19 protein-coding genes are annotated in these 19,720 nt (G+C 73.2%); 13 read left to right on the forward strand and 6 right to left on the reverse strand.

Going from position 1 to position 19,720, the window contains the following annotated elements; translation table 11 throughout:
• Positions 1-1,191 (reverse strand): MFS transporter (locus ACPCK6_RS18400; RefSeq protein WP_423481706.1); only part of this gene is annotated, 1,191 nt, incomplete at its 3' end.
• 118 nt (positions 1,192-1,309) lie between these two features.
• Here ACPCK6_RS18400 and ACPCK6_RS18405 point away from each other — a divergent pair.
• Positions 1,310-2,203, forward strand: coding sequence for an ArsR/SmtB family transcription factor (locus ACPCK6_RS18405; RefSeq protein ID WP_423481707.1), 894 nt, complete (start codon positions 1,310-1,312; stop codon positions 2,201-2,203).
• A 68-nt stretch (positions 2,204-2,271) separates the two neighbouring features.
• Here ACPCK6_RS18405 and ACPCK6_RS18410 read toward each other — a convergent pair whose 3' ends face one another.
• Both ACPCK6_RS18410 and ACPCK6_RS18415 read right to left on the reverse strand, forming a co-directional pair.
• Positions 2,272-3,117: an ABC transporter permease gene (locus tag ACPCK6_RS18410; RefSeq protein WP_013288243.1), complete on the reverse strand. Its 846-nt coding sequence runs from the start codon at positions 3,115-3,117 to the stop codon at positions 2,272-2,274.
• Positions 3,114-3,962 carry an ABC transporter ATP-binding protein gene (locus tag ACPCK6_RS18415; RefSeq protein ID WP_396881233.1) on the reverse strand — a complete coding sequence of 283 codons (849 nt, stop codon included), beginning with the start codon at positions 3,960-3,962 and terminating at the stop codon, positions 3,114-3,116. Before ACPCK6_RS18415 ends, ACPCK6_RS18410 begins: the two co-directional genes overlap by 4 nt.
• Before the next feature lie 86 nt (positions 3,963-4,048).
• Between ACPCK6_RS18415 and ACPCK6_RS18420 the strand changes: the two genes are divergently transcribed.
• The 4 genes from ACPCK6_RS18420 to ACPCK6_RS18435 all read left to right on the forward strand — a co-directional run bounded on the left by ACPCK6_RS18420 (position 4,049) and on the right by ACPCK6_RS18435 (position 9,505).
• Entirely contained in the window at positions 4,049-4,573 is a 525-nt protein-coding gene (locus tag ACPCK6_RS18420) for a PadR family transcriptional regulator (protein ID WP_423481708.1), read from the forward strand.
• On the forward strand, positions 4,570-5,250 hold the full coding sequence (locus tag ACPCK6_RS18425) for an ABC transporter ATP-binding protein (RefSeq protein ID WP_423481709.1): 681 nt from the start codon (positions 4,570-4,572) through the stop codon (positions 5,248-5,250). The genes ACPCK6_RS18420 and ACPCK6_RS18425 overlap by 4 nt, the downstream gene beginning before the upstream one ends.
• On the forward strand, positions 5,247-7,400 hold the full coding sequence (locus ACPCK6_RS18430; protein ID WP_423481710.1) for an FtsX-like permease family protein: 2,154 nt from the start codon (positions 5,247-5,249) through the stop codon (positions 7,398-7,400). Before ACPCK6_RS18425 ends, ACPCK6_RS18430 begins: the two co-directional genes overlap by 4 nt.
• A 101-nt stretch (positions 7,401-7,501) precedes the next feature.
• A complete protein-coding gene (locus ACPCK6_RS18435) occupies positions 7,502-9,505 on the forward strand; it encodes a methylmalonyl-CoA mutase family protein (protein WP_423481711.1) in 2,004 nt (667 codons plus the stop codon).
• 116 nt (positions 9,506-9,621) lie between these two features.
• Here ACPCK6_RS18435 and ACPCK6_RS18440 read toward each other — a convergent pair whose 3' ends face one another.
• Positions 9,622-9,918 (reverse strand): DUF1540 domain-containing protein, encoded by a 297-nt coding sequence (locus ACPCK6_RS18440; RefSeq protein WP_423481712.1) that lies wholly within the window; start codon positions 9,916-9,918, stop codon positions 9,622-9,624.
• Positions 9,919-9,977: 59 nt separating this feature from the next.
• Entirely contained in the window at positions 9,978-10,595 is a 618-nt protein-coding gene (locus tag ACPCK6_RS18445; RefSeq protein WP_013288236.1) for a DUF4126 domain-containing protein, read from the reverse strand.
• Positions 10,596-10,666: 71 nt separating this feature from the next.
• On the opposite strand from ACPCK6_RS18445, the gene nucS reads away from it, so the two are divergent.
• Positions 10,667-11,326, forward strand: a complete 660-nt coding sequence (gene nucS / locus ACPCK6_RS18450) for an endonuclease NucS (protein WP_030503891.1) — start codon at positions 10,667-10,669, stop codon at positions 11,324-11,326.
• A 9-nt stretch (positions 11,327-11,335) separates the two neighbouring features.
• Here nucS and ACPCK6_RS18455 read toward each other — a convergent pair whose 3' ends face one another.
• The gene (locus ACPCK6_RS18455; RefSeq protein ID WP_423481713.1) at positions 11,336-12,838 is read right to left on the reverse strand and encodes an aldehyde dehydrogenase family protein; all 1,503 of its coding nucleotides are present in this window, start codon (positions 12,836-12,838) and stop codon (positions 11,336-11,338) included.
• A gap of 218 nt (positions 12,839-13,056) precedes the next feature.
• Between ACPCK6_RS18455 and ACPCK6_RS18460 the strand changes: the two genes are divergently transcribed.
• The 7 genes from ACPCK6_RS18460 (at position 13,057) to ACPCK6_RS18490 (ending at position 19,717) form a co-directional block, all read left to right on the forward strand.
• Complete coding sequence (locus ACPCK6_RS18460) at positions 13,057-13,503, forward strand: FHA domain-containing protein (RefSeq protein ID WP_135241787.1); 447 nt, start codon at positions 13,057-13,059, stop codon at positions 13,501-13,503.
• Positions 13,504-13,817: 314 nt separating this feature from the next.
• On the forward strand, positions 13,818-14,882 hold the full coding sequence (locus ACPCK6_RS18465) for an alpha/beta fold hydrolase (protein WP_423481714.1): 1,065 nt from the start codon (positions 13,818-13,820) through the stop codon (positions 14,880-14,882).
• A gap of 123 nt (positions 14,883-15,005) precedes the next feature.
• Positions 15,006-16,796 (forward strand): 3-hydroxyacyl-CoA dehydrogenase family protein, encoded by a 1,791-nt coding sequence (locus ACPCK6_RS18470; RefSeq protein ID WP_423481715.1) that lies wholly within the window; start codon positions 15,006-15,008, stop codon positions 16,794-16,796.
• A gap of 41 nt (positions 16,797-16,837) precedes the next feature.
• Entirely contained in the window at positions 16,838-17,332 is a 495-nt protein-coding gene (locus ACPCK6_RS18475) for a SigE family RNA polymerase sigma factor (protein WP_396881241.1), read from the forward strand.
• On the forward strand, positions 17,329-18,408 hold the full coding sequence (locus ACPCK6_RS18480; RefSeq protein ID WP_423481716.1) for a hypothetical protein: 1,080 nt from the start codon (positions 17,329-17,331) through the stop codon (positions 18,406-18,408). Before ACPCK6_RS18475 ends, ACPCK6_RS18480 begins: the two co-directional genes overlap by 4 nt.
• A gap of 105 nt (positions 18,409-18,513) precedes the next feature.
• Complete coding sequence (locus ACPCK6_RS18485) at positions 18,514-18,840, forward strand: Rv1322 family protein (RefSeq protein WP_494337918.1); 327 nt, start codon at positions 18,514-18,516, stop codon at positions 18,838-18,840.
• A gap of 67 nt (positions 18,841-18,907) precedes the next feature.
• The gene (locus ACPCK6_RS18490) at positions 18,908-19,717 is read left to right on the forward strand and encodes an alpha/beta hydrolase (protein WP_423481717.1); all 810 of its coding nucleotides are present in this window, start codon (positions 18,908-18,910) and stop codon (positions 19,715-19,717) included.
• Positions 19,718-19,720 lie beyond the last annotated feature (3 nt).

The raw sequence follows: 19,720 nt of genomic DNA on the forward strand, positions 1-19,720 counted from the left end.
GCCGCTCGGGTCGCCGGCACGGCCGCGGCCCGGCGCGGTCCGCCGCAGGCCGGGGGTGAGCACGACGGTGGCGGTCAGGGACACGGCGGCGAGCAACGCGACGGCGCGCGCCGGCGTGACCAGGTCGGCGAGCGCCCCGGCGAGCGCGGCGCACGCCGCCTGCCCGGCCAGCATGCCGTTGTGGTGCAGGCCGAGCACCTGGCCCCGCGCCTCGGGCGGCGAGTGGGCGATGAGCCGCTCCTGCATCGGCAGGCTGGAGGCGTAGCCGACGGACGCGACGAGCGCGACGGCCATGACCAGCGGCAGCGGTGGTGACAGCAGGAGGAGCAGGTACGGCAGAGGGAGCAGCACCCGCAGCGGATGGATCCACCGTTCGCGGTGGGCCGGGGACAGGAACCGTCCGACCACGACGTCCCCGGCCAGCATGCCGAGTGCGGCGGCGGCGAGCAGGAAACCGGCGCGGTGGGCCGCGTACGGGACGAACAGCGCCTCGCAGCCGACGACGAGGCCGCCCGGTACCCAGAGGTTGAGCAGGAGCGACCGGCGGCCGGGGTCGGCCCAGAGCGTCCGGTTGACGCGCAGCGTGCGCGCGACCGTCACCCGTTCGGCGGCCCGGGCCGGGTGGTCGGCCAGCCCGAACCATCCCACCGCGGCCGACACCGCGCGCAGGGCCAGCGCCAGCAGGAACACCTGGTACGGGCTCAGCCACACCAGCAGGATGCCGGCCAGCCCGAACCCGGCGATCTGCATGACGCCGACACTCGTGTTCATGGTGGCCCGGGCCAGCACGAAGGCGTTCACCGGCACGATGTCGGTGAGCAGCGCCCACTTGGCGCCGGCAGCGACCGACCCCACGTACGCGGTGACGAAGATGATCGCGAAGCGGGCCCAGAGCGGCAGCCCGGGCACCGCCTGGAGCGCCGCTCCGGCGGCGGCCAACAGGGCGGCGAGCGTCATCGCCCGGCGCGGCGGAACGCTGTCGGCGGCGGACAGCAGCGTCAGGCTGCCGAGGACTCCGGCCAGCGGCGCACCGAACATGCTCAGCGCGGTGAGCAGGGCCGAGCCGGTCGACGCGTAGGTCAGGGCGCCCAGGGCCAGCGCCGACGTGGTGTGCGCCGCGATTCCGGCGCAATTGGCCAGGAACAGGTTGCGGAACTCCCGGACCGCGAACAGTTCTGCGTACGTTCTCACCCGGGCATGATCGGCAGGCCGTCGGCGTCTCTTCTAGAGTTACGTCTGGAGGCGAAACGTGGGCGTCTGGCAGGTGCCGTCCGATCTGGTCGCGCGGAGTCGCTTCACGGTGTCGCCGATGGCCGAGACCGTCGGCGCGCTGAAGGCGCTGCGTCATCCGCACGTCCCCTGGGAGCAGGCCTGGCGGCGACCGCACGTGGACGGGTTCCAGGGGTTGCTGGCCGCCCGGCCGGTGGTCCGGGCGCTGGTGGCGGCGTCGTTCAACCTCCGGTGGGTCGCGGACTTCCTCACCATCGCGCCCGCCTCGGCGGACCCGACGTTCGCCGCGGAGCTGGCGGCCGTCGAGGGGTTGTCCGACGAGCGGATCCGGGCCGACCTGCGTGCCACCCGGCCGGGCCTGCTCGCGGCCGAGCTGCTGGCGGACGGGCTCACCGGGCAGGTCGTGGAACTGCTCGACTGGATCTGGACGCACACCGTCGCGCCGGAGTGGCCGGAGCGGGAACGCCGGCTGCGGGCGGACATCGTGGCCCGCACCGCCGCCCTGAGCACGCGCGGCTGGGCCGGGGCGATCGCCGACATCAACCGCAACGTGCGGTGGCTGGGCGACGGCCGCCTCCAGGTCAACGACTACCCGGAGCCGCCGCTGTCGCTGCACGCGGCCGAGCAGTTGGTGTTCGTGCCGGCGCACTGCCGTCGCGGCTGGGTGGTCTGGGACGCGCCGGTCCGGTTCGGGATGGTCTATCCGGCGCGCGGGATCCTGGTCGACCCCACCTCACCGGCGCCGGACGGCCTGGCCCGGCTGGTCGGCGCGAACCGGGCCGACATCCTGGCCCGGTTGGACGCGCCGATGAGCACCTCGCAGCTCGTGGTGGTGACCGGGCTGTCCCTCGGCACGGTCAGCGACCACCTGCGGGTGCTGCGCGACGCGGGCGCGGTCGGCAAGCGGCGGTCCGGGCGTGAGGTGCTCTACTGGCGTACGCCGCTGGGCGAGGCGCTCGTCGATGGCGGGTGAGCGCCCCGGGTGTTAAGAAGGGGCCCTTCCTCTACCGCAGGCGTTAATAAGGGGCCCTTCCTTACACCTCAGCCGTCGCGCTTGGTGGTCCAGCGGAACGTGGTCAGGCACAGCACCAGGCCGATGACGCACCACGCGCCCAGCACCAGCGCGACGGTGCCCAGTTCGAACGAGCCGCCCGGCTCCCGGGCGCCGAAGCTGTCCGGCAGGAAGACCGACCGCAGCCCCTGGCACATCCACTTGAGCGGGAAGATCGCCGCGACCTGCTGCATCCAGGTGGGCAGGCTGGTGAAGACGAAGAAGACGCCGGAGATGAACTGGAGCACCAGCGCGACCGGGGTGACCACGGCCGAGCCGCTGCGCGCGGTGCGGGCCAGCGACGAGATGGCGATGCCGCACAGCGTGCAGGCGGTGACGCCGAGGACGGCGACCCAGGCGAACGTCAGCCACTTGCCGGTGGTCTGCGGCAGTTGCAGGTCGAACATCGCCACCGAGACGGCGAGCAGCAGCGCGGTCTCGGCGATGCCGATGACCACCACCATGATCACCTTGCCGGCGAACCAGACCCACTTCGGCATCGGCGTACCGCGGTAGCGCTTGAGCACGCCCCGGTCCCGCTCGATCGGGATCCAGATGCCGAGGTTCTGGAAGCTGACTGTCATCAGGCCGGTCGCGATCATGCCGGTGATGAAGTACTGGGTGTAGCTGACCCCGGGGGCGATCTCGTCGCTGAAGATCGCCGCGAAGATCAGGATCATGATGATCGGGAAGCCCATCGTGAACACGACGGACTCCCGGCTGCGCAGGAACTGGGTGATCTCCAGCCGCCCCTGACGCAGCGCCAGCGCGCCTGCTCCGGACCGCCGGGCGGAGGTGGCGGCGACCGGGGCCGCCGGCTTCGTCGTGGTGGTCATGAGTGTCCGATCATCCGCAGGTAGACGTCTTCCAGGGTCGGCCGGGTCACGGTGAGGCCCGGCACCTCGCCGCCGAAGCGCGCGGCCAGGTCGTACACCAGCGCCGTCGGCGTCGCGGTCTCCGCCGAGGCCGGCGTCCCGTCGGGGGTACGCCAGGAGACGGTCGCCAGCGACTCCTGCCGGTTGCCCAGCGCGTTCGGCGGCGCGACCTCGATCACCCGTCCGGCGGCGATCACGCCGACCCGGTCGGCGAGCGCCTCGGCCTCGTCCAGGTAGTGGGTGGTGAGCACGATCGTGGTGCCGGCGGCGGACAGGTCCCGGATCAGCTCCCAGAACTCGCGCCGGGCCTCCGGGTCGAAGCCGGTGGTCGGCTCGTCGAGGAAGAGCAGCTCGGGGCGGCCGATGATGCCCAGCGCCACGTCGAGGCGGCGCTTCTGCCCGCCGGAGAGCGTGTGCGTGCGCGCCTTGGCCTTGGCGCCCAGCCCGACCCGCTCGACCACCTTGTCCGGGTCGTCGGCGCCCGGGTAGAAGCCGGAGAAGTGGCGGACCACCTCGATGACGCTGAGCTCGTCGAACTCGCCGGTGCCCTGGAGCACGATGCCGACCCGGGAGCGCCAGGCGGCGTCGGGGTGGGCGGGGTCGGCGCCGAGGACGCGTACCTCGCCGGCGTCGCGCTGCCGGTAGCCCTCCAGGATCTCGACCGTGGTGGTCTTGCCGGCGCCGTTGGGGCCGAGCAGGGCGAACACCTCGCCCCGGCGGACGTCCAGGTCCACCGACGCGACCGCGACGTTGTCGCCGTACGCCTTGCGCAGCCCTCGCACGGAAATCGCGAGCTCGTTCTCCATGACGTCAAGTGTGCGTCGTGCGGTAGCCCGTTCCACTGCCGGGTCAGCAATATACGCGAGGTATACACTGAGTGTAGTCTCTGGTCATGACGGTTCCCCTGACCCTGCTCGGGCTGCTCGAACGCGAACCGAGCCACGGCTACGACCTCAAGCGCGACTACGACACCTTCTTCGGGCGCGGCAAGCCGCTGCCGTACGGGCAGGTCTACTCGACGCTGAGCCGGCTGGCCCGCGACGGCAAGGTGGTGGTCGGCGACGTCGCTCCCGGCGCCGGGCCGGACCGCAAGCGCTACGTCATCACCGACCGGGGCGCCACCGAGGTCGAGCACTGGCTGACCGAGCCGGTCGAGCCGGAACCGCACCTGCAGACCCTGTTGTTCACCAAGGTCGTGCTCGCGCTGATGCTCGACCGCCCAGCCGAGGAGTACCTGGACACCCAGCGCGCCGCCCACCTGCGCCGGATGCGCGAACTCACCGAGATCAAACGCGGCGGCGAACTCGTCGACGTGATGCTCGCCGACCACGGCCTCTACCACCTGGAGGCGGACCTGCGGTGGATCGAGACGACAGGCGCCCGGTTGGACGCCCTGAGAAAGGCGGTACGGCGATGAGCCCGATGATCGAGGCGCGCGACGTCACGTACGCGTTCGGCGAGACACCCGCCCTGCGCGGCGCGAGCCTCGCCGTGGCGGCCGGCGAGGTCGTCGCCGTGATGGGACCGAGCGGGTCCGGCAAGTCGACGCTGCTGCACTGCCTGGCCGGCATCCTGCGCCCCGACTCCGGCGAGGTCCGGTTCGACGGCACCCGGATCGACACCCTCGGCGAGGCCGACCGCAGCACGCTGCGCCGCGACAGCTTCGGCTTCGTCTTCCAGTTCGGGCAGCTCGTACCGGAACTCACCGCGGCCGAGAACGTGGCGTTGCCGCTGCTGCTGCGCGGTGTCCGCCGTACCCCGGCACTGCGTGCCGCCCAGGGCTGGTTCGAGCGGCTCGGCCTGGCCGGCCTGGAGCACCGCCGCTCCGGTGAACTGTCCGGCGGGCAGGCCCAGCGGGTCGCGCTCGCTCGCGGCCTGGTCGCCGAGCCCCGGGTGCTGTTCGCCGACGAGCCCACCGGCGCACTCGACTCGCTCACCGGCGAGGAGGTGATGACGCTGCTCGTGGACGCCGCCCGCGAGCGCGGCACGACAGTCGTCCTGGTGACGCACGAGGCGCGCATCGCCGCGTACGCCGACCGGGAGGTCATGGTGCGCGACGGCCGGGTCAACGCCCCCGCCGGGGTCGGCTCGTGATCGGGCTCGCGCTCCGGCTCGCCGTCGCGGGCGGCCGGGAGGCGCTGGTCCGGCTGGTCGCCATCGCCGCCGCCGTCGCTGTGGGCACCGGGCTGCTGCTCACCACGCTCGCCGGTGTACACGCCGCCGACGCCCAGCTCACCCGGTACGCGTCGATGTACCCGCAGGAGACGGCCGACGAGTCCGCCGACCCGCTGCTGTGGTCCACCCGGACCGACTACTTCCGCGGCGACCAGATCATCCGGGTCGACGTCGCCGCGACCGGCCCGGACGCGCCCACGCCGGTCGGCGTTCCCCGGGTGCCGGGGCCCGGCGAGTTCTACGCCTCCCCGGCGATGCGGAAGCTGCTGGCGACCACACCCGCCGACCAGCTCGCCGACCGCTACCCGGGCCGGGACCTCGGCGCCGTCGGGCCGGCGGCGCTCACCTCGCCGGACACCCTGCTCGTCCTCGTCGGCGGCACCCCGGAGCAGGTGGGCGGCCTGGACCAGGTCCGGAAGGTCACCCGGCTCGACGGCAACAGCGCGCCGCTGCCCGGGGCGGCTGTGGACCTCATCCTCGGCGTGGTGGCGGGCGGCCTGCTGTTCCCCGTACTCGTCTTCATCGGCACCGCGACCCGGCTCGGCGCCGCCCGCCGGGAGCAGCGGTTCGCCGCCATGCGGCTGGTCGGTGCGACGCCCCGGCAGATCTCGGCGATCGCGGCCGTCGAGGCCGCGCTGGCGGCGGCGGCCGGCGCGGCGGTGGGCTTCGCGCTGTTCTACGCGTTCCGTGGACAGCTCGCCGGTGTCCCGTTCACCGGCATGCCGTTCTTCCCGGAGGACATGGCCGTCGGGATGCCGGAGTCCCTCCTGGTGGTTCTCGGCGTCCCGGCGGGGGCGGCGGCCGCGGCCTGGCTCGCCCTGCGCCGGGTCCGGATCTCCCCGCTCGGCGTCACCCGCCGGGTCACGCCCCGGCCGCCCCGGGTGTACCGGCTGATCCCGCTCGCGCTCGGCCTGGCCGGGCTGGGCTTCGCCCTGGTGTACCGGCCGCCCACCTCGGACGGTCAGACCGCGCTGTTCCTGCCCGCGCTGCTGCTGGTCATGGTCGGGCTGATCGCGGGCGGGCCGTGGCTGACCATGGTCGGCGCCCGGGCGATGGCCGCCCGCGCCAGCCGGCCCGCCGCGCTGATCGCCGCGCGCCGGCTCGCCGACAACCCGGCCGCCGGATTCCGCGCGGTGAGCGGAGTGATGCTCGCGCTGTTCGTCACGACGGTGGCTGTGGGCGTGATGGGGACGATCACGTACGAGCGCGGTCCCGCTCCCCGTGGTTCCCTGGAGGCCGGCCGGTTGTCGATGGTGCTGGCGGACGACCCGCCGGTGCCCGGCACGCTGCTGACCGACCTCGCGGCGGTTCCCGGGGTCCGCAACCCGGTGCTCGTCCGGGAGAACCCGCTACGGGGGAACGGCCGCGACTCCGGGGTGATCGCCTGCGCGGACATCCCGCCCGCGTACGGGCGGTGCGCCCCCGGGGCGAGCGTCGCCGAGGTGGCACCGGAGCTGATCCCCTGGCGGGAGTCCGCCTCGGCCGACCGCGTCTGGCCGTCGTCCCCGGTGGACCCGGCCGCGCTGCCCGGGCTGCCCGCCGGCTCGGTGGCGGTCGAGGCGGCGGACCCGGCCGCTGTCGAGCGGGCCCGGACGATCCTGGAAGCCGCGTTCCCCGCCTTCTTCGTGGCGCCGAACGTGCCCGGCGACTTCGAGGCCGACTTCGCCGACACCATGCGGGGCTGGCAGCGGCTGGCCGACATCGTCGTGGTGGCCGGTCTGGTGCTCGCCGGGTGCAGCCTGGCGGTGGCGGTGGCGGCCGGTCTCAGCGAACGGAAGAGGCCGTTCAGCCTGCTCCGCCTCAGTGGCGCCCCGGTCCGGCTGCTGCGCCGGGTGGTGGCAGTGGAGAGCACGGTGCCGCTGCTGACCGTCGCCGTGGTGGCGGTCGGGATGGGACTGGCCGCCGCGCAGTTGTTCCTGCGCGCGCAGATGGACTACGACCTGCGCCTGCCGGGGATCGGGTTCGCCGCCGTGGTGGCCCTCGGCGTGCTGGGCTGCCTCGCGGTCGTCGCCGCCACCCTGCCGCTGCTGGAACGGATCACCGGCCCGGAGACCGCCCGCAGCGAGTGACCCGTAGGGTGGGCCGGCCGCACGCCGGCCCACCGGTACGGGCATCGGGTTGTGTGGTTTTCCACACTCTCTTTTACTGAACGGTAACTTAAACTCCGGCCATGGACGACGCGATGCCGGGACGGCTGCCCGAGCGGGACCGCCCGTGGGTGATGCGCACGTATGCCGGGCACTCCTCCGCCGCGGCCACCAACGCGCTCTTCCGCCGCAACCTGGCGAAGGGGCAGACCGGCCTGTCGGTCGCCTTCGACCTGCCCACCCAGACCGGGTACGACCCGGACCACGAGCTGGCCTCCGGTGAGGTGGGCCGGGTCGGCGTGCCGGTGGCGCACCTGGGCGACATGCGGGCGCTGTTCGAGGGCATCCCGCTGGCCGAGATGAACACCTCGATGACCATCAACGCCCCGGCGATGTGGCTGCTCGGCCTCTACGGCACCGTCGCCGCCGAACAGGGCGCGGAACTGAGCCGCTGCGCCGGCACCACGCAGAACGACATCATCAAGGAGTACCTGTCCCGGGGGACGTACATCTTCCCGCCGGCGGCGTCGCTGCGGCTGACCGCCGACGTGATCGCGTACACGCTGCGCGAGATGCCCCGGTGGAACCCGGTGAACATCTGCTCGTACCACCTCCAGGAGGCCGGCGCCACGCCGGTGCAGGAGGTCGGCTTCGCGCTGGCCACCGCCGTCGCCGTGCTGGACACCGTGCGCGACTCCGGTCAGGTGCCGCCCGAGCGGATGGGTGACGTGGTCCAGCGGATCTCGTTCTTCGTCAACGCCGGGGTGCGCTTCGTCGAGGAGATCGCCAAGATGCGCGCGTTCGGCGCGCTCTGGGACGAGATCACCCGCGACCGCTACGGCGTGGAGAACCCGAAGCAGCGCCGGTTCCGCTACGGCGTCCAGGTGAACTCGCTGGGCCTGACCGAGGCGCAGCCGGAGAACAACATCCAGCGGATCGTGCTGGAGATGCTCGGCGTCACGCTGTCCCGCGACGCCCGCGCCCGCGCCGTGCAGCTGCCCGCCTGGAACGAGGCGCTGGGCCTGCCCCGCCCGTGGGACCAGCAGTGGTCGCTGCGCATGCAGCAGGTGCTGGCGTACGAGTCGGACCTGCTGGAGTACCCGGACCTGTTCGCCGGTTCGCACGTGATGACCGCGCTCGTCGACGACATCGTCTCCGGCGCCCGGGTCGAGCTGGAGAAGGTGCTGGAGATGGGCGGCGTGGTCACCGCCGTCGAGACCGGCTACCTCAAGAGCGCGCTGGTGGCCTCGCTCGCCGACCGGCGCCGCCGGATGGAGACCGGCTCGGACGTGGTGGTCGGCGTCAACCGGTTCACCGAGACCGAGCCGTCGCCGCTCACCGCGGCCGGTGCCGAGGCGATCGAGCAGGTGGACCCGGCCGTCGAGGAGGCGGCCACCGACGGCGTACGCCGGTGGCGGGCCGACCGGGACGCGGCGGCCGTCGAGGCGGCGCTGGACCGGCTGCGCGCCGACGCCGCCACCACGGCGAACCTGATGCCCGCGACGCTCGACTGCGTGCGGGCCGGCGTGACCACCGGCGAGTGGGCGGGCGCGCTGCGCCAGGTGTACGGCGAGTACCGCGCGCCGACCGGCCTGGCCGGGGCGGTCGGGACAGCCGGTGACGCCACCCTCGCCGGGGTTCGGGAGCGGGTCGCCGCGACCGCCCGGGAGCTGGGCAGCGGCCGGCTGCGGCTGCTGGTCGGCAAGCCGGGGCTGGACGGGCACTCCAACGGCGCGGAGCAGATCGCGGTACGCGCCCGCGACGCCGGCTTCGAGGTGGTCTACCAGGGCATCCGGCTGACCGCCGGGCAGATCGTGGCGGCGGCGGTGGAGGAGGACGTCGACCTGGTCGGGCTCTCCGTGCTGTCCGGCTCGCACCTGGCCGCCGTGCCGGCGGTGCTGGACGGGCTGCGCGCGGCCGGGCGCGGCGACCTGCCGGTGGTGGTGGGCGGGATCATCCCGGCCGCCGACGCCGAGGCGCTGCGGTCCGCCGGGGTGGCGCGGGTGTTCACGCCGAAGGACTTCGCGCTCACCGGCATCATCGACGAGTTGGTGACGGTGATCCGCGAGGCCAACGCCCTGTCGTGAAAGGAAGGGCCCCTTATTAACGCCTCCGGTAGGGAAGGGGCCCCTTCTTAACACCTGCGCGACAACCGCGCGCGAAAGCGGCGCCTCCATGCGGACGGCGCCTCCGCGCGGGTGGGTCAGCGGCTCTCGTAGGTCATGCAGTCGGCCATGTCCATGTCGGGGCCGACGGTGATGGCCGGGGCGCGACACTCCAGGTCGGCGTTGTGCCGGCAGTCGTCGCGCGAGCACGCGCCGACCTGCGCGACCAACTGGTCGAGGCCGCCGCGCACCGGCATCTCCACGAACGTGTGGCAGTGCGCGTGATCGCTGCTGCCGATCGTGATGGCGAACGCGTGGCAGTCGTTCGTGTGGTTGTAGGCGCAGGACCGGACGGCGCACTCCTGGACCCGGGGCATCTCCAACGACGCGGTCATCTCCCGTACCTCCTTGGGTGTCTTGCCCCGATTTTAGAGGTTTCGGGAGTCGGTGCGGGTCAGACGCGGAAGCCGGCCGCGCGGGCCGCGGCGCGCTCGCGGCGCCGCTCCCGGCGGCGGCGGAACAACCACGGTACGAAGAACACCAGGGCGACCAGGAACACCAGCACCAGCACCGGCAGCAGCAGCGCCACCACCGACATGACCACGCTCGTCGCGTCCTCGGCGGTGCTGGCGACCGGCGCGCCCACCCCGGCCGTGGTCGCGTTGATGACCGGCCGGGCGGCGGCCTTGAGCAGGTGCACGCCGAGCGCGATCAGCACGCCGACCACGACCGGCACCCACTGGTGGGTGGAGAAGAACGTGTCCGGGTCGCTCACGGTGACCGTCTCCGAGCCGGCGCCCGCGCCGAACGCCAGCCCGCCCGCGGTCGGCCGGACCACCGTCTGCACCACGTCGTTGACGTGGTCGACCACAGGTACCTTGTCGGCCACCACCTCGACCGCGAGCAGGACGGCGAGGATCAGCACCACCCAGCCGTTGCCGAGCCACTGCCAGCCGCTCGGCAGCTCGACCAGATCGGTGTAGCGGGACAGCAGCCCCATCAGCAGCAGCGGGATGTAGGCGTTCAGGCCCGCCGAGGCGGCCAGGCCGGAACCGGTGAGGACTTCGAGCACGATCTCAATATGGCACCGGTACGCCAGTGGCGCTCGTCGGCGTCCGCCGGGGCCTCGGCTACCCTCGGCGGGTGCGGTTGGTGATTGCGAAGTGCTCGGTGGACTACGTCGGACGGCTCTCGGCCCACCTGCCCCCGGCGACCCGGTTGCTGATGGTGAAGGCGGACGGGTCGGTGTCGATCCACGCGGACGACCGGGCCTACAAGCCGTTGAACTGGATGAGCCCGCCCTGCCGGCTGGAGGAGGCACCAGGCGTCTGGCGGGTGGTGAACAAGGCCGGCGAGGAACTGCGCATCACCCTGGAGGAGATCTTCCAGGACACGTCGTACGAGCTGGGCGTGGACCCGGGCCTGCGCAAGGACGGCGTCGAGGCGCACCTGCAGGAGCTGCTCGCCGCGAACCCGGAGACGCTGGGGGAGGGCTTCACGCTGGTCCGGCGGGAGTACATGACCGCGATCGGGCCGGTCGACCTGCTCTGCCGGGACGCGGTCGGCGGCGCGGTGGCGGTCGAGGTGAAGCGGCGCGGCGAGATCGACGGCGTGGAGCAGCTCACCCGCTACCTGGAGCTGATGAACCGCGACCCGCTGCTCGCGCCGGTGGCCGGCGTGTTCGCCGCGCAGGAGATCAAGCCGCAGGCGCGGGTGCTCGCCACCGACCGGGGGATCCGGTGCGTGGTGGTCGACTACGACAAGCTGCGCGGCATCGAGCGCGACGAGCTGACGCTGTTCTGAGGCGCCGCCTCAGCGGCCCCGGCCGTACATCAGCTTGGCGATCTTGATGATCCGGGCGATGTCGGCCGGGGTGCGCTCGAACGTCATGGCCGGCAGCAGCGACCGGGCCCGGCGGCGGGTGACCGACTTGGGCCGGCCGAACTCGCGCAGCCCCTCCTCGCCGTGGATGCGGCCGATGCCGGACTCGCCGACGCCGCCGAACGGCAACGTCGACATGCCGGCGAAGGTCAGCGCCGAGTTGACCGAGGCCATGCCGGACCGCAGCCGCCGCGCCACCGCCACCGCCCGCGCCCGGCCGAAGACCGAACCCCCGAGCCCGTACGGCAGCGCGTTCGCCCGCTCGACCGCCTCGTCCACGTCCCGGACGCGGTTGACCACGAGCGTCGGGCCGAACGTCTCCTCCTGCACGGCGGCCGAGTCCTCCGGCACGTCGACCAGCACCGTCGGGTGCACGTACGGCGGCTGGACCGCCTCCGGGCCGCCCAGCACCGCCCGGCCGCCCCGGCTGAGCGCGTCGTCGATGTGCCGGCGGATGACGTCGATCTGCGACGGCATGGTGATCGGGCCGAGGTCGGAGCCGTCGGCGCCCACGGTGAGCCGCCCGGCCTTCGCCACCACCTTCTCCACGAAGGCGTCGAAGACCTGGTCGACCGCGTAGACCCGCTCGATGCCGATGCACGTCTGGCCGGCGTTCGTCATCCCGCCCCACACGCACGCGTCGGCGGCGGCGTCCAGGTCGGCGTCGCTGTCCACGATCATCGCGTCCTTGCCGCCGGCCTCCAGCAGCACCGGTGTGAGCGTCTCGGCGCAGGCGGCCATCACCCGCTTCGCGGTGGCGGTCGAGCCGGTGAACGCGACCTTGCCGACCCCGGAGCGGCACAGCGCCGCGCCGACCGCGCCGAAGCCGTGCACCACCTGGAACACCGGCTGCTCCGGCACCACCTCGGCGAACCTGTCGACCAGCCACTGGCCGACCGCCGGGGTGTACTCGCTGGGCTTGAACACCACCGCGTTGCCGGCCGCGAGCGCGTACGCGGCGGAGCCGATCGGGGTGAAGACCGGGTAGTTCCACGGGCCGATCACACCGATCACGCCGTACGGCTGGTATTCGAGGTGACCGCTGAACTCGGCGAGGACCAGGCGGGAGCGGACCCGGCGCGGCCCGAGCACCCGCTGCGCGTTGCGGGCCGCCCAGTCGATGTGCTCCAGCGCGGTGAGGATCTCCACCACCGCGTCACCGACCGGCTTGCCGCCCTCGGTGTGCATCAGGTCGGCGAGTTCCTCGATCCGCCGGGCGAGCACGCCGCGCCAGCGCTGGAGGCGGTCGCGCCGGCCGGCGAAGCCGAGCCCGGCCCACCAGTCGCCGGCGGCCCGGGCGCGGTCGACGGCGGCGCGCACGTCCGCCTCGGTGGCCAGCGGGAAACTGCCTGCCTCGGCGCCGGTGGCCGGGCTGGTCGACACCAGCCGACCGTCGGAGATGAGCGGGGCGCCCGGCACGTGCACAGCGGTCATGGCCGAAGTCTAGACCCGAGGATTACTCACCGGTAGGTGTCGAACGCGCCGTACGCTGCGCGGACGATCAGCCGTCGCATCGACGGAGATGCCGTCCGAAACGGCGAACGGGAGATGACCGGCCGGGGTCGCGGGGGTGACCGCGCGGTGGTGCAAGCCACTACGGTGAGGTGGCAGGCTGACGCCGCGGGGCGATGTGGGGTGGAGGTCGACTGTCCATGGAGGAGCATCCTGAGCTGATGCCGTTGCTGACGGTGTCGGGCGGGGCGATGCGGGGGCTCACGTTCCGGGTCGGCCAGGAGGCGCAGGTGATCGGCCGTGCGCCGACCGCCGACATCGTGCTCGCCGACCCGCACCTGAGCCGGCGGCACGCCACCGTCCGGGCCACCCCGGAGGGGGTGCTGCTCACCGACCTCGGCTCGACGAACGGCACCTGGCTCAACGACACCCGGGTCACCGGCAGCGTGGCGATCGCCGACGGCGACGTGGTCCGGCTGGGCCGCACCGACCTGCGCCTCTACGACCCGGGTGTGGCCCGCACCGACCCGGTCGGGATGAGCTTCGGCGCGATGCGCCGCGACCAGCGCCCCACTGTGCCGCTGCCCGTCCCCGGGCCACGCCAGCCGATCGAGGCGCGCGAGGCGCAGCCGGCCGACGTCAGCTAGCCCCCGGCATCCGCTGAGCCCGCGGGGCCGCTGATGCCCGGCGCGCCGCCTTCCCGGCGCCCCCTCCCCGGCCCGCCCGCGGTGATCAAGGAGTTTGGGCACGGAAACGGCTCCTGCGGTGACGCAAACTCCTTGATCACCGCCGCGACGGCGACTGGCGACGGGGCCGGCGGACGGGTGGGCGCTCACATGCTCGACGCGTTGATAGGGGGTGCGCGGTGCCGGGGAGCCGGGGGTGTGCGCCATCTCCGGGCGGTCCGGTGTGGTGGTGGGGCACATGGACCGGGGGCGAGGGCGCGTGCCAGCATGCGCGGATGCGCAGCGCACGGCTCACCGTCCAGGCCAACGGCATCACCCAGGCGGTCCGCGTGGCCGGTCCACCGGACGGCGTACCGGTCCTGCTGGTGCACGGCAACGTCTCCTCCTCCGCGTTCTGGGAACCGCTGCTGGCCCGGCTACCGGAGACGCTGCGGGTGGTCGCCCCCGACCTGCGCGGCTACGGCGAAACAGACACCGCGCCGGTCGACGCCACCCGCGGGCTGGACGACTTCGCCGACGACGTGGCCGCGCTCCTGGACGCCCCGGGGCTGTTCGCGCCCAGCGCCCGGCCGGTGGTGGCCGGGCACTCGCTGGGCGGCGGCGTGGCGATGCGGCTGCTCGTGAGCCACCCCGAGCGGGTGGCGGGGCTGCTGCTGGAGGCGCCGGTGTCCCCGTACGGCTTCGGCGGCACCCGGGACCTCGACGGCACCCCGACCACGCCCGACTTCGCCGGTACCGGCGCCGGCGGCGCGAACCCGGACTTCGTGGCCCGGCTCACCGCCGGTGACCGGAGCGCCGACGGCCCGACCAGCCCGCGGGCGGTGCTGCGCGCCGCGTACGTGGCCGACCCCGCCTCCCTCGGCGACGACGAGGACCTGCTCCTGGACAGCATGCTGACCACCGCCACCGGGGACGACAACTACCCGGGCACCGCCGTGGCCTCGGCCCACTGGCCGGGGACCGCCGCCGGGCCGCGCGGCGTCCTCAACGCGCTGGCCCCGGCCCACTTCCGGCTCGCCGACGAGCTGGTCGCCGTCCCGGTCAAGCCGCCGGTGACCTGGGTACGCGGCGACGCCGACGTGATCGTCTCGGACACCTCGCTGTTCGACCTGGCGTACCTCGGCCGGCTCGGTGTGGTGCCCGGCTGGCCCGGCGACGGGGAGTGCCCGCCGCAGCCGATGGTGGGGCAGACCCGCGCGGTGCTGGACCGGTACGCGGCGGCCGGCGGGACGTACCGGGAGGTGGTGCTGCCCGGCTGCGGGCACAGCCCGCACCTGGAACGGCCGGCGGAGTTCGTCGCCGAGCTGCTGGCGCTGGCCGGGGCGAACGCCACCGGGTGAGGCACGGTGCGTGAAATATCCCACGGCGTCTCGACAACACAGCGTCACGTGGCAGACTCCGGCGCATAACCTTAGCGGCCGTTCATGTCGCGGACGGCGGAGTCGAGCCAGGGGAGGCCGGTCGTGGCGCGGGAGTTCACCAGGGTGGGCGTGGTGGGTCTGGGCACCATGGGTGCCGGCATCGTGGAGGTGTTCGCCCGCAACGGCGTCGACGTCACAGCCGTCGAGATCTCCGACGCGGCGCTGGAGCGCGGCCGGGCCACGCTCACCGGCTCCACCGACCGGGCCGTGGCCAAGGGCAAGCTCGCCGAGGCCGAGCGGGACGCCCTGATGGCGCGCGTCGACTTCCGGGTCGGGCTGGACGCGCTGCACGACGTGGACCTGGTGATCGAGGCGGTGCCCGAGCACCTGGACCTCAAGCAGCGGATCTTCGCCGAGCTGGACCGGGTCTGCAAGCCCGAGGCGATCCTGGCCACCAACACGTCCTCGCTGAGCGTCACCGAGATCTCCGTCGCCACCACCCGGCCCAACCAGGTCATCGGCATCCACTTCTTCAACCCGGCCCCGGTGATGAAGCTGGTCGAGGTGGTCCGCACGGTGGTCACCTCCGCCGACGTGGTCGCCGACGTGGAGGCGCTCTGCGAGCGGCTCGGCAAGGTCGACGTGACGATCAGTGACCGGGCCGGCTTCATCGCCAACGCGCTGCTTTTCGGCTACCTGAACCACGCGGTCGGCATGTTCGAGGCCCGATACGCCACCCGCGAGGACATCGACGCGGCCATGAAGCTCGGCTGCGGCCTGCCGATGGGCCCGCTGGCGCTGATGGACCTGATCGGCCTGGACACCGCGTACGAGATCCTCGACACCATGTACCGGCGCGGTGGCCGGGACCGCCGGCACGCCCCGGCCCCGCTGCTCAAGCAGATGGTCACCGCCGGTCTGCTGGGCCGCAAGTCCGGTCGCGGCTTCTACACCTACGAGCGGCCGGGCTCGCCGAAGGTCGTACCCGACGAGTACACGCCGCTCGCCGCGGACGCCGCGCTCGCCGACGGTGCCCGCGCCATCGCGAAGGTCGGCGTGGTCGGCTCCGGAACCATGGCCACCGGCATCATCGAGGTGTTCGCCAAGGCCGGCTACGAGGTCATCTCGGTGACCCGGGGCGCGGAGAAGTCCGCGAAGGTCTGCGAGGCGGTGAAGACCTCGCTGAACAAGGGCGTGGTGCGCGGCAAGCTCAGCGAGACCGACCGGGACGACGCGCTCGGCCGGATCACGTGGTCCGCGACGCTGGAGCACCTGGCCGACGTCGACCTGGTGGTCGAGGCCGTGATCGAGGAGCTGAGCGTCAAGAAGGCGCTGTTCGCCAGCCTCGACGAGATCTGCAAGCCCGGCGTCGTGCTCGCCACCACCACCTCGTCGCTGCCGGTGATCGACGTGGCCATGGCGACCCAGCGCCCCGCCGACGTGGTCGGCCTGCACTTCTTCAACCCGGCGCCGATCATGCCGCTGGTGGAGATCGTGCAGACCATCCGCACCTCCGCCGAGACGTCGGCCACCGCCCGCGCGGTCTGCGCGAAGCTCGGCAAGACCGGCGTGGTCTGCGGCGACCGGTCCGGCTTCATCGTCAACGCGCTGCTGTTCCCGTACCTGAACGACGCGGTGAAGATGCTGGAGGCCAGCTACTCGACCGCCGACGACATCGACTACGCGATGAAGCTCGGCTGCGGCTACCCGATGGGCCCGTTCGAGCTGCTCGACGTGGTCGGCCTGGACGTCTCGCTGGCCATCCAGCGGGAGCTGTACCTGGAACTGCGCGAGCCCGGATTCGCCCCGGCGCCGCTGCTGGAGCACCTGGTCACGGCCGGCTACCTGGGCCGCAAGTCCGGCCGCGGGTTCCGCGACCACACCCGGCGCTGACCGCTGTCAACAGCCGGGCCCGGTGACGGCGTCTTCGGGGTGTGACCTTCGAGGAGTACGTCGGCAGCCGCGGCCCGGCTCTGTTGCGTCTGGCCCGGCTGCTGACCGGCGACGCGCACCGCGCCGAGGACCTGACCCAGGACGTGCTGGCGCGCGCGTACGTGCACTGGCGGAAGATCGCCCGGATCGACCGGCCCGACGTGTACGTGCGCCGGATGCTCGTCAACGCCAACACGTCCTGGTGGCGGCGGCGGTCCAGCCATGAGCTGGCGGTGGACACGTTCGCCGACCGGCCCGAACGCGGCGACCTCGGCGGCGAGGCGGCGGACCGGGACGAGATGTGGGGGCTGATCCGCGCCCTCCCGGACCGCCAGCGCGCCGTACTGGTGCTGCGCTACTACGAGGATCTGGACGACGCCACGATCGCCCAGATCCTCGACTGCTCCCCGGTCACCGTCCGCACCCACGCGATGCGGGCGCTCGCCCACCTCCGGGAGCGCTGCGGCGTCCCGATGACAAAGGGGAGCCGGCCGTGACCGACCTCGACCAGCGGATCACCTCGGTGCTGCGGGAGCAGGCCGAAGGGGAGATCGACACTTCACGCCTGTTGCACGGCTCGCGCGCGCTCGGCCGACGCCGGCAGGTACGCCGCCGAGCCACCACCGGCACCGCGCTCGCCCTGGTCGGCGTGCTCGGCTTCACCGGCGCGATACGCGCGGACGTGGGCGGGCTGGCCGGGAGGATGCCCTGGACGGCCGCAACCCCGGAGGCGGCGCCACCGCCGGTGCCGCCGCTCGCCGACGGGGTGCCCGGGGCGCGCGACCGCCCCGACCTGGTCGGCACCGATCCGCAGGTGCTGCACCTCGGCCTGGACAGCAGCCGGGCCCGCTATCTCGGCTGGTCCGTGCACGCGTCCAACCCGATCGAGTCGATCCGGTTCAGCGTCGGTGACGGGCACCCGGTCCTGCTCGAGGTGAGCCCGGTGGCGAAGACCCTCGACGACACCCCGATCGACGGCTTCCCGGTGCAGGCCGTCAGCGGTCGGCTGACCTTCGACGGTGCCGTGTTGCGGGTCGCCGGTACCGACGGTCTGGTCACGTCGTGGCAGCCCTTCCCCGGTCTCTACGCCCGGGCGGCCACGCTTCGCGGTGACGTGGCCGCCCTGAAACGGGTCTCCGGCCTGGTGCGCTGGGACGAGGCCCGGCGATGCACCGGGCCGGTCCGACCGACCACGTTGCCGGCGAACGCGGCGGTGACGGGATGCTCGGTGGACGCGGCCGCTTTCCCGAAGGGCCTCACGGTTCAGCTCACCGTCTTCCGGGCACCTTCGTCGAACATGTGGATCAAGCTGGTCTACGGCGCGGAGATGGGGGAGGACACGGGCCGCGCCAGCAACCGCGATCTGGGTGGCCGTCCGGGCTTCCGGTATCCGGACGGCACCCGCCTCGAACTGCTCGGCCTGCCCAAGGCGCGGTTGACAGTCGACTTCGCCTGGCCCTTCCCCGGCGACGGACCCCCGGGCCAGGTGAACTTCACCGAGGCCGACGCGGCGACGGTGCTCGTCGGGACAAAGGTGGCGAGAGATCTCACCCGTCCGCAGACCTGGCCCTGATCGGCCCCAACGAGCAGATCTTGGTACGGAACGGCCCCGGGAAGGGCGCATCCGTACCAAGATCGCCCGACCGGGTCCGGCCGGCGGACCGTACGCTTGGTGACCGTGAGCCCTCGTCGCAACCGCCCCCGCCGGGAGGAGAACCCCGGCCTGGATGCCGAGCGTGCCCGCCACGGCGTGCCGACCGTGCAGCAGTGGCGCGACGGCGACTGGCAGATACGCGCGATCAGCGGCGGAGCATCAGTCAAGACGTACCGTTGTCCCGGCTGTGACCAGGAGATCCGTCCCGGCGTGGCGCACCTGGTGGCCTGGCCGGCCGACGACCGGGGTGACCTGACCGACCGCCGGCACTGGCACTCCGGCTGCTGGCGGGCCCGGGACCGGCGCGGGCCGAACCTCCAGCGCGGCCGGGGCGCCCCGCGCTACGGCTGAGCGATCTGGATCACCCGGTTCCCGTCCCGCTGGGCGGCGGGGCCGCCGACGCGGGAGACTGGCAGGCGTGAGCACTCCGATTCGCGCGTCGTCGATCCTGCCCGGCCGCCGGGAGGACATCGAGCTGCACACCGCCGACGGGCTGACGCTCGTCGGCGAGCTGGCCCGGCCGCTGGACCGCGAACCGGCCGCCACACTCGTCTGCCTGCACCCGCTGCCCACGCACGGCGGGATGATGGACAGCCACGTGTTCCGCAAGGCGGCGTGGCGGCTGCCCGCGCTGGCCGGCCTGGCGGTGCTCCGGTTCAACACCCGGGGCACCAGCAGCGTCCGCGGCACCAGCGAGGGAGCGTTCGATGGCGCCGTCGGCGAGAAGTTCGACGTGGCCGCGGCGATCGAGTACGCCGAGTTCCACGAGCTGCCGAACATCTGGCTGGTCGGGTGGTCGTTCGGCACCGACCTGGCGCTGAAGTACGGCTGCGACCCGGCGGTGGCCGGCGCGATCCTGCTCTCCCCGCCGCTGCGCTACTCCGCCCCGGAGGACCTGGGCGTCTGGGCCGAGACGGGCAAGCCGCTCACCGCGCTGGTTCCCGAGTTCGACGACTACCTGCGACCGGAGGAGGCCCGGGAGCGGTTCGCCGCCGTGCCGCAGGCCGAGGTGGTGGGCGTGGACGGCGCCAAGCACCTCTGGGTCGGCGACGCGGAGAAGGTGCTGGACGAGATCGTCCGGCGGGTCGCCCCCGGCGTACCGCTGCCGCTGCCCACCACCTGGGACGGCCCGATGGAGACCGGCGACGTCAGCGCGTACGCCGACCGCACTGTCGCCGCGTTCGCCGACACCCCGGTGCCCGGCCCCGCCCAGCGGCGCGCCGAGTAACGG

Origin of the sequence: Micromonospora sp. AB353 (assembly GCF_049538395.1) — a bacterium.
Lineage (GTDB): Bacteria > Actinomycetota > Actinomycetes > Mycobacteriales > Micromonosporaceae > Micromonospora > Micromonospora aurantiaca.

Coding starts and splice junctions, on each gene's coding strand:
- ACPCK6_RS18405 (WP_423481707.1), top strand. CDS start 1,310: ATGGCCGAGACCGTCGGCGCGCTGAAGGCGCTGCGTCATCCGCACGTC.
- ACPCK6_RS18410 (WP_013288243.1), bottom strand. CDS start 3,117: ATGACCACCACGACGAAGCCGGCGGCCCCGGTCGCCGCCACCTCCGCC.
- ACPCK6_RS18415 (WP_396881233.1), bottom strand. CDS start 3,962: ATGGAGAACGAGCTCGCGATTTCCGTGCGAGGGCTGCGCAAGGCGTAC.
- ACPCK6_RS18420 (WP_423481708.1), top strand. CDS start 4,049: ATGACGGTTCCCCTGACCCTGCTCGGGCTGCTCGAACGCGAACCGAGC.
- ACPCK6_RS18425 (WP_423481709.1), top strand. CDS start 4,570: ATGAGCCCGATGATCGAGGCGCGCGACGTCACGTACGCGTTCGGCGAG.
- ACPCK6_RS18435 (WP_423481711.1), top strand. CDS start 7,502: ATGGACGACGCGATGCCGGGACGGCTGCCCGAGCGGGACCGCCCGTGG.
- ACPCK6_RS18440 (WP_423481712.1), bottom strand. CDS start 9,918: ATGACCGCGTCGTTGGAGATGCCCCGGGTCCAGGAGTGCGCCGTCCGG.
- ACPCK6_RS18455 (WP_423481713.1), bottom strand. CDS start 12,838: ATGACCGCTGTGCACGTGCCGGGCGCCCCGCTCATCTCCGACGGTCGG.
- ACPCK6_RS18460 (WP_135241787.1), top strand. CDS start 13,057: ATGGAGGAGCATCCTGAGCTGATGCCGTTGCTGACGGTGTCGGGCGGG.
- ACPCK6_RS18465 (WP_423481714.1), top strand. CDS start 13,818: ATGCGCAGCGCACGGCTCACCGTCCAGGCCAACGGCATCACCCAGGCG.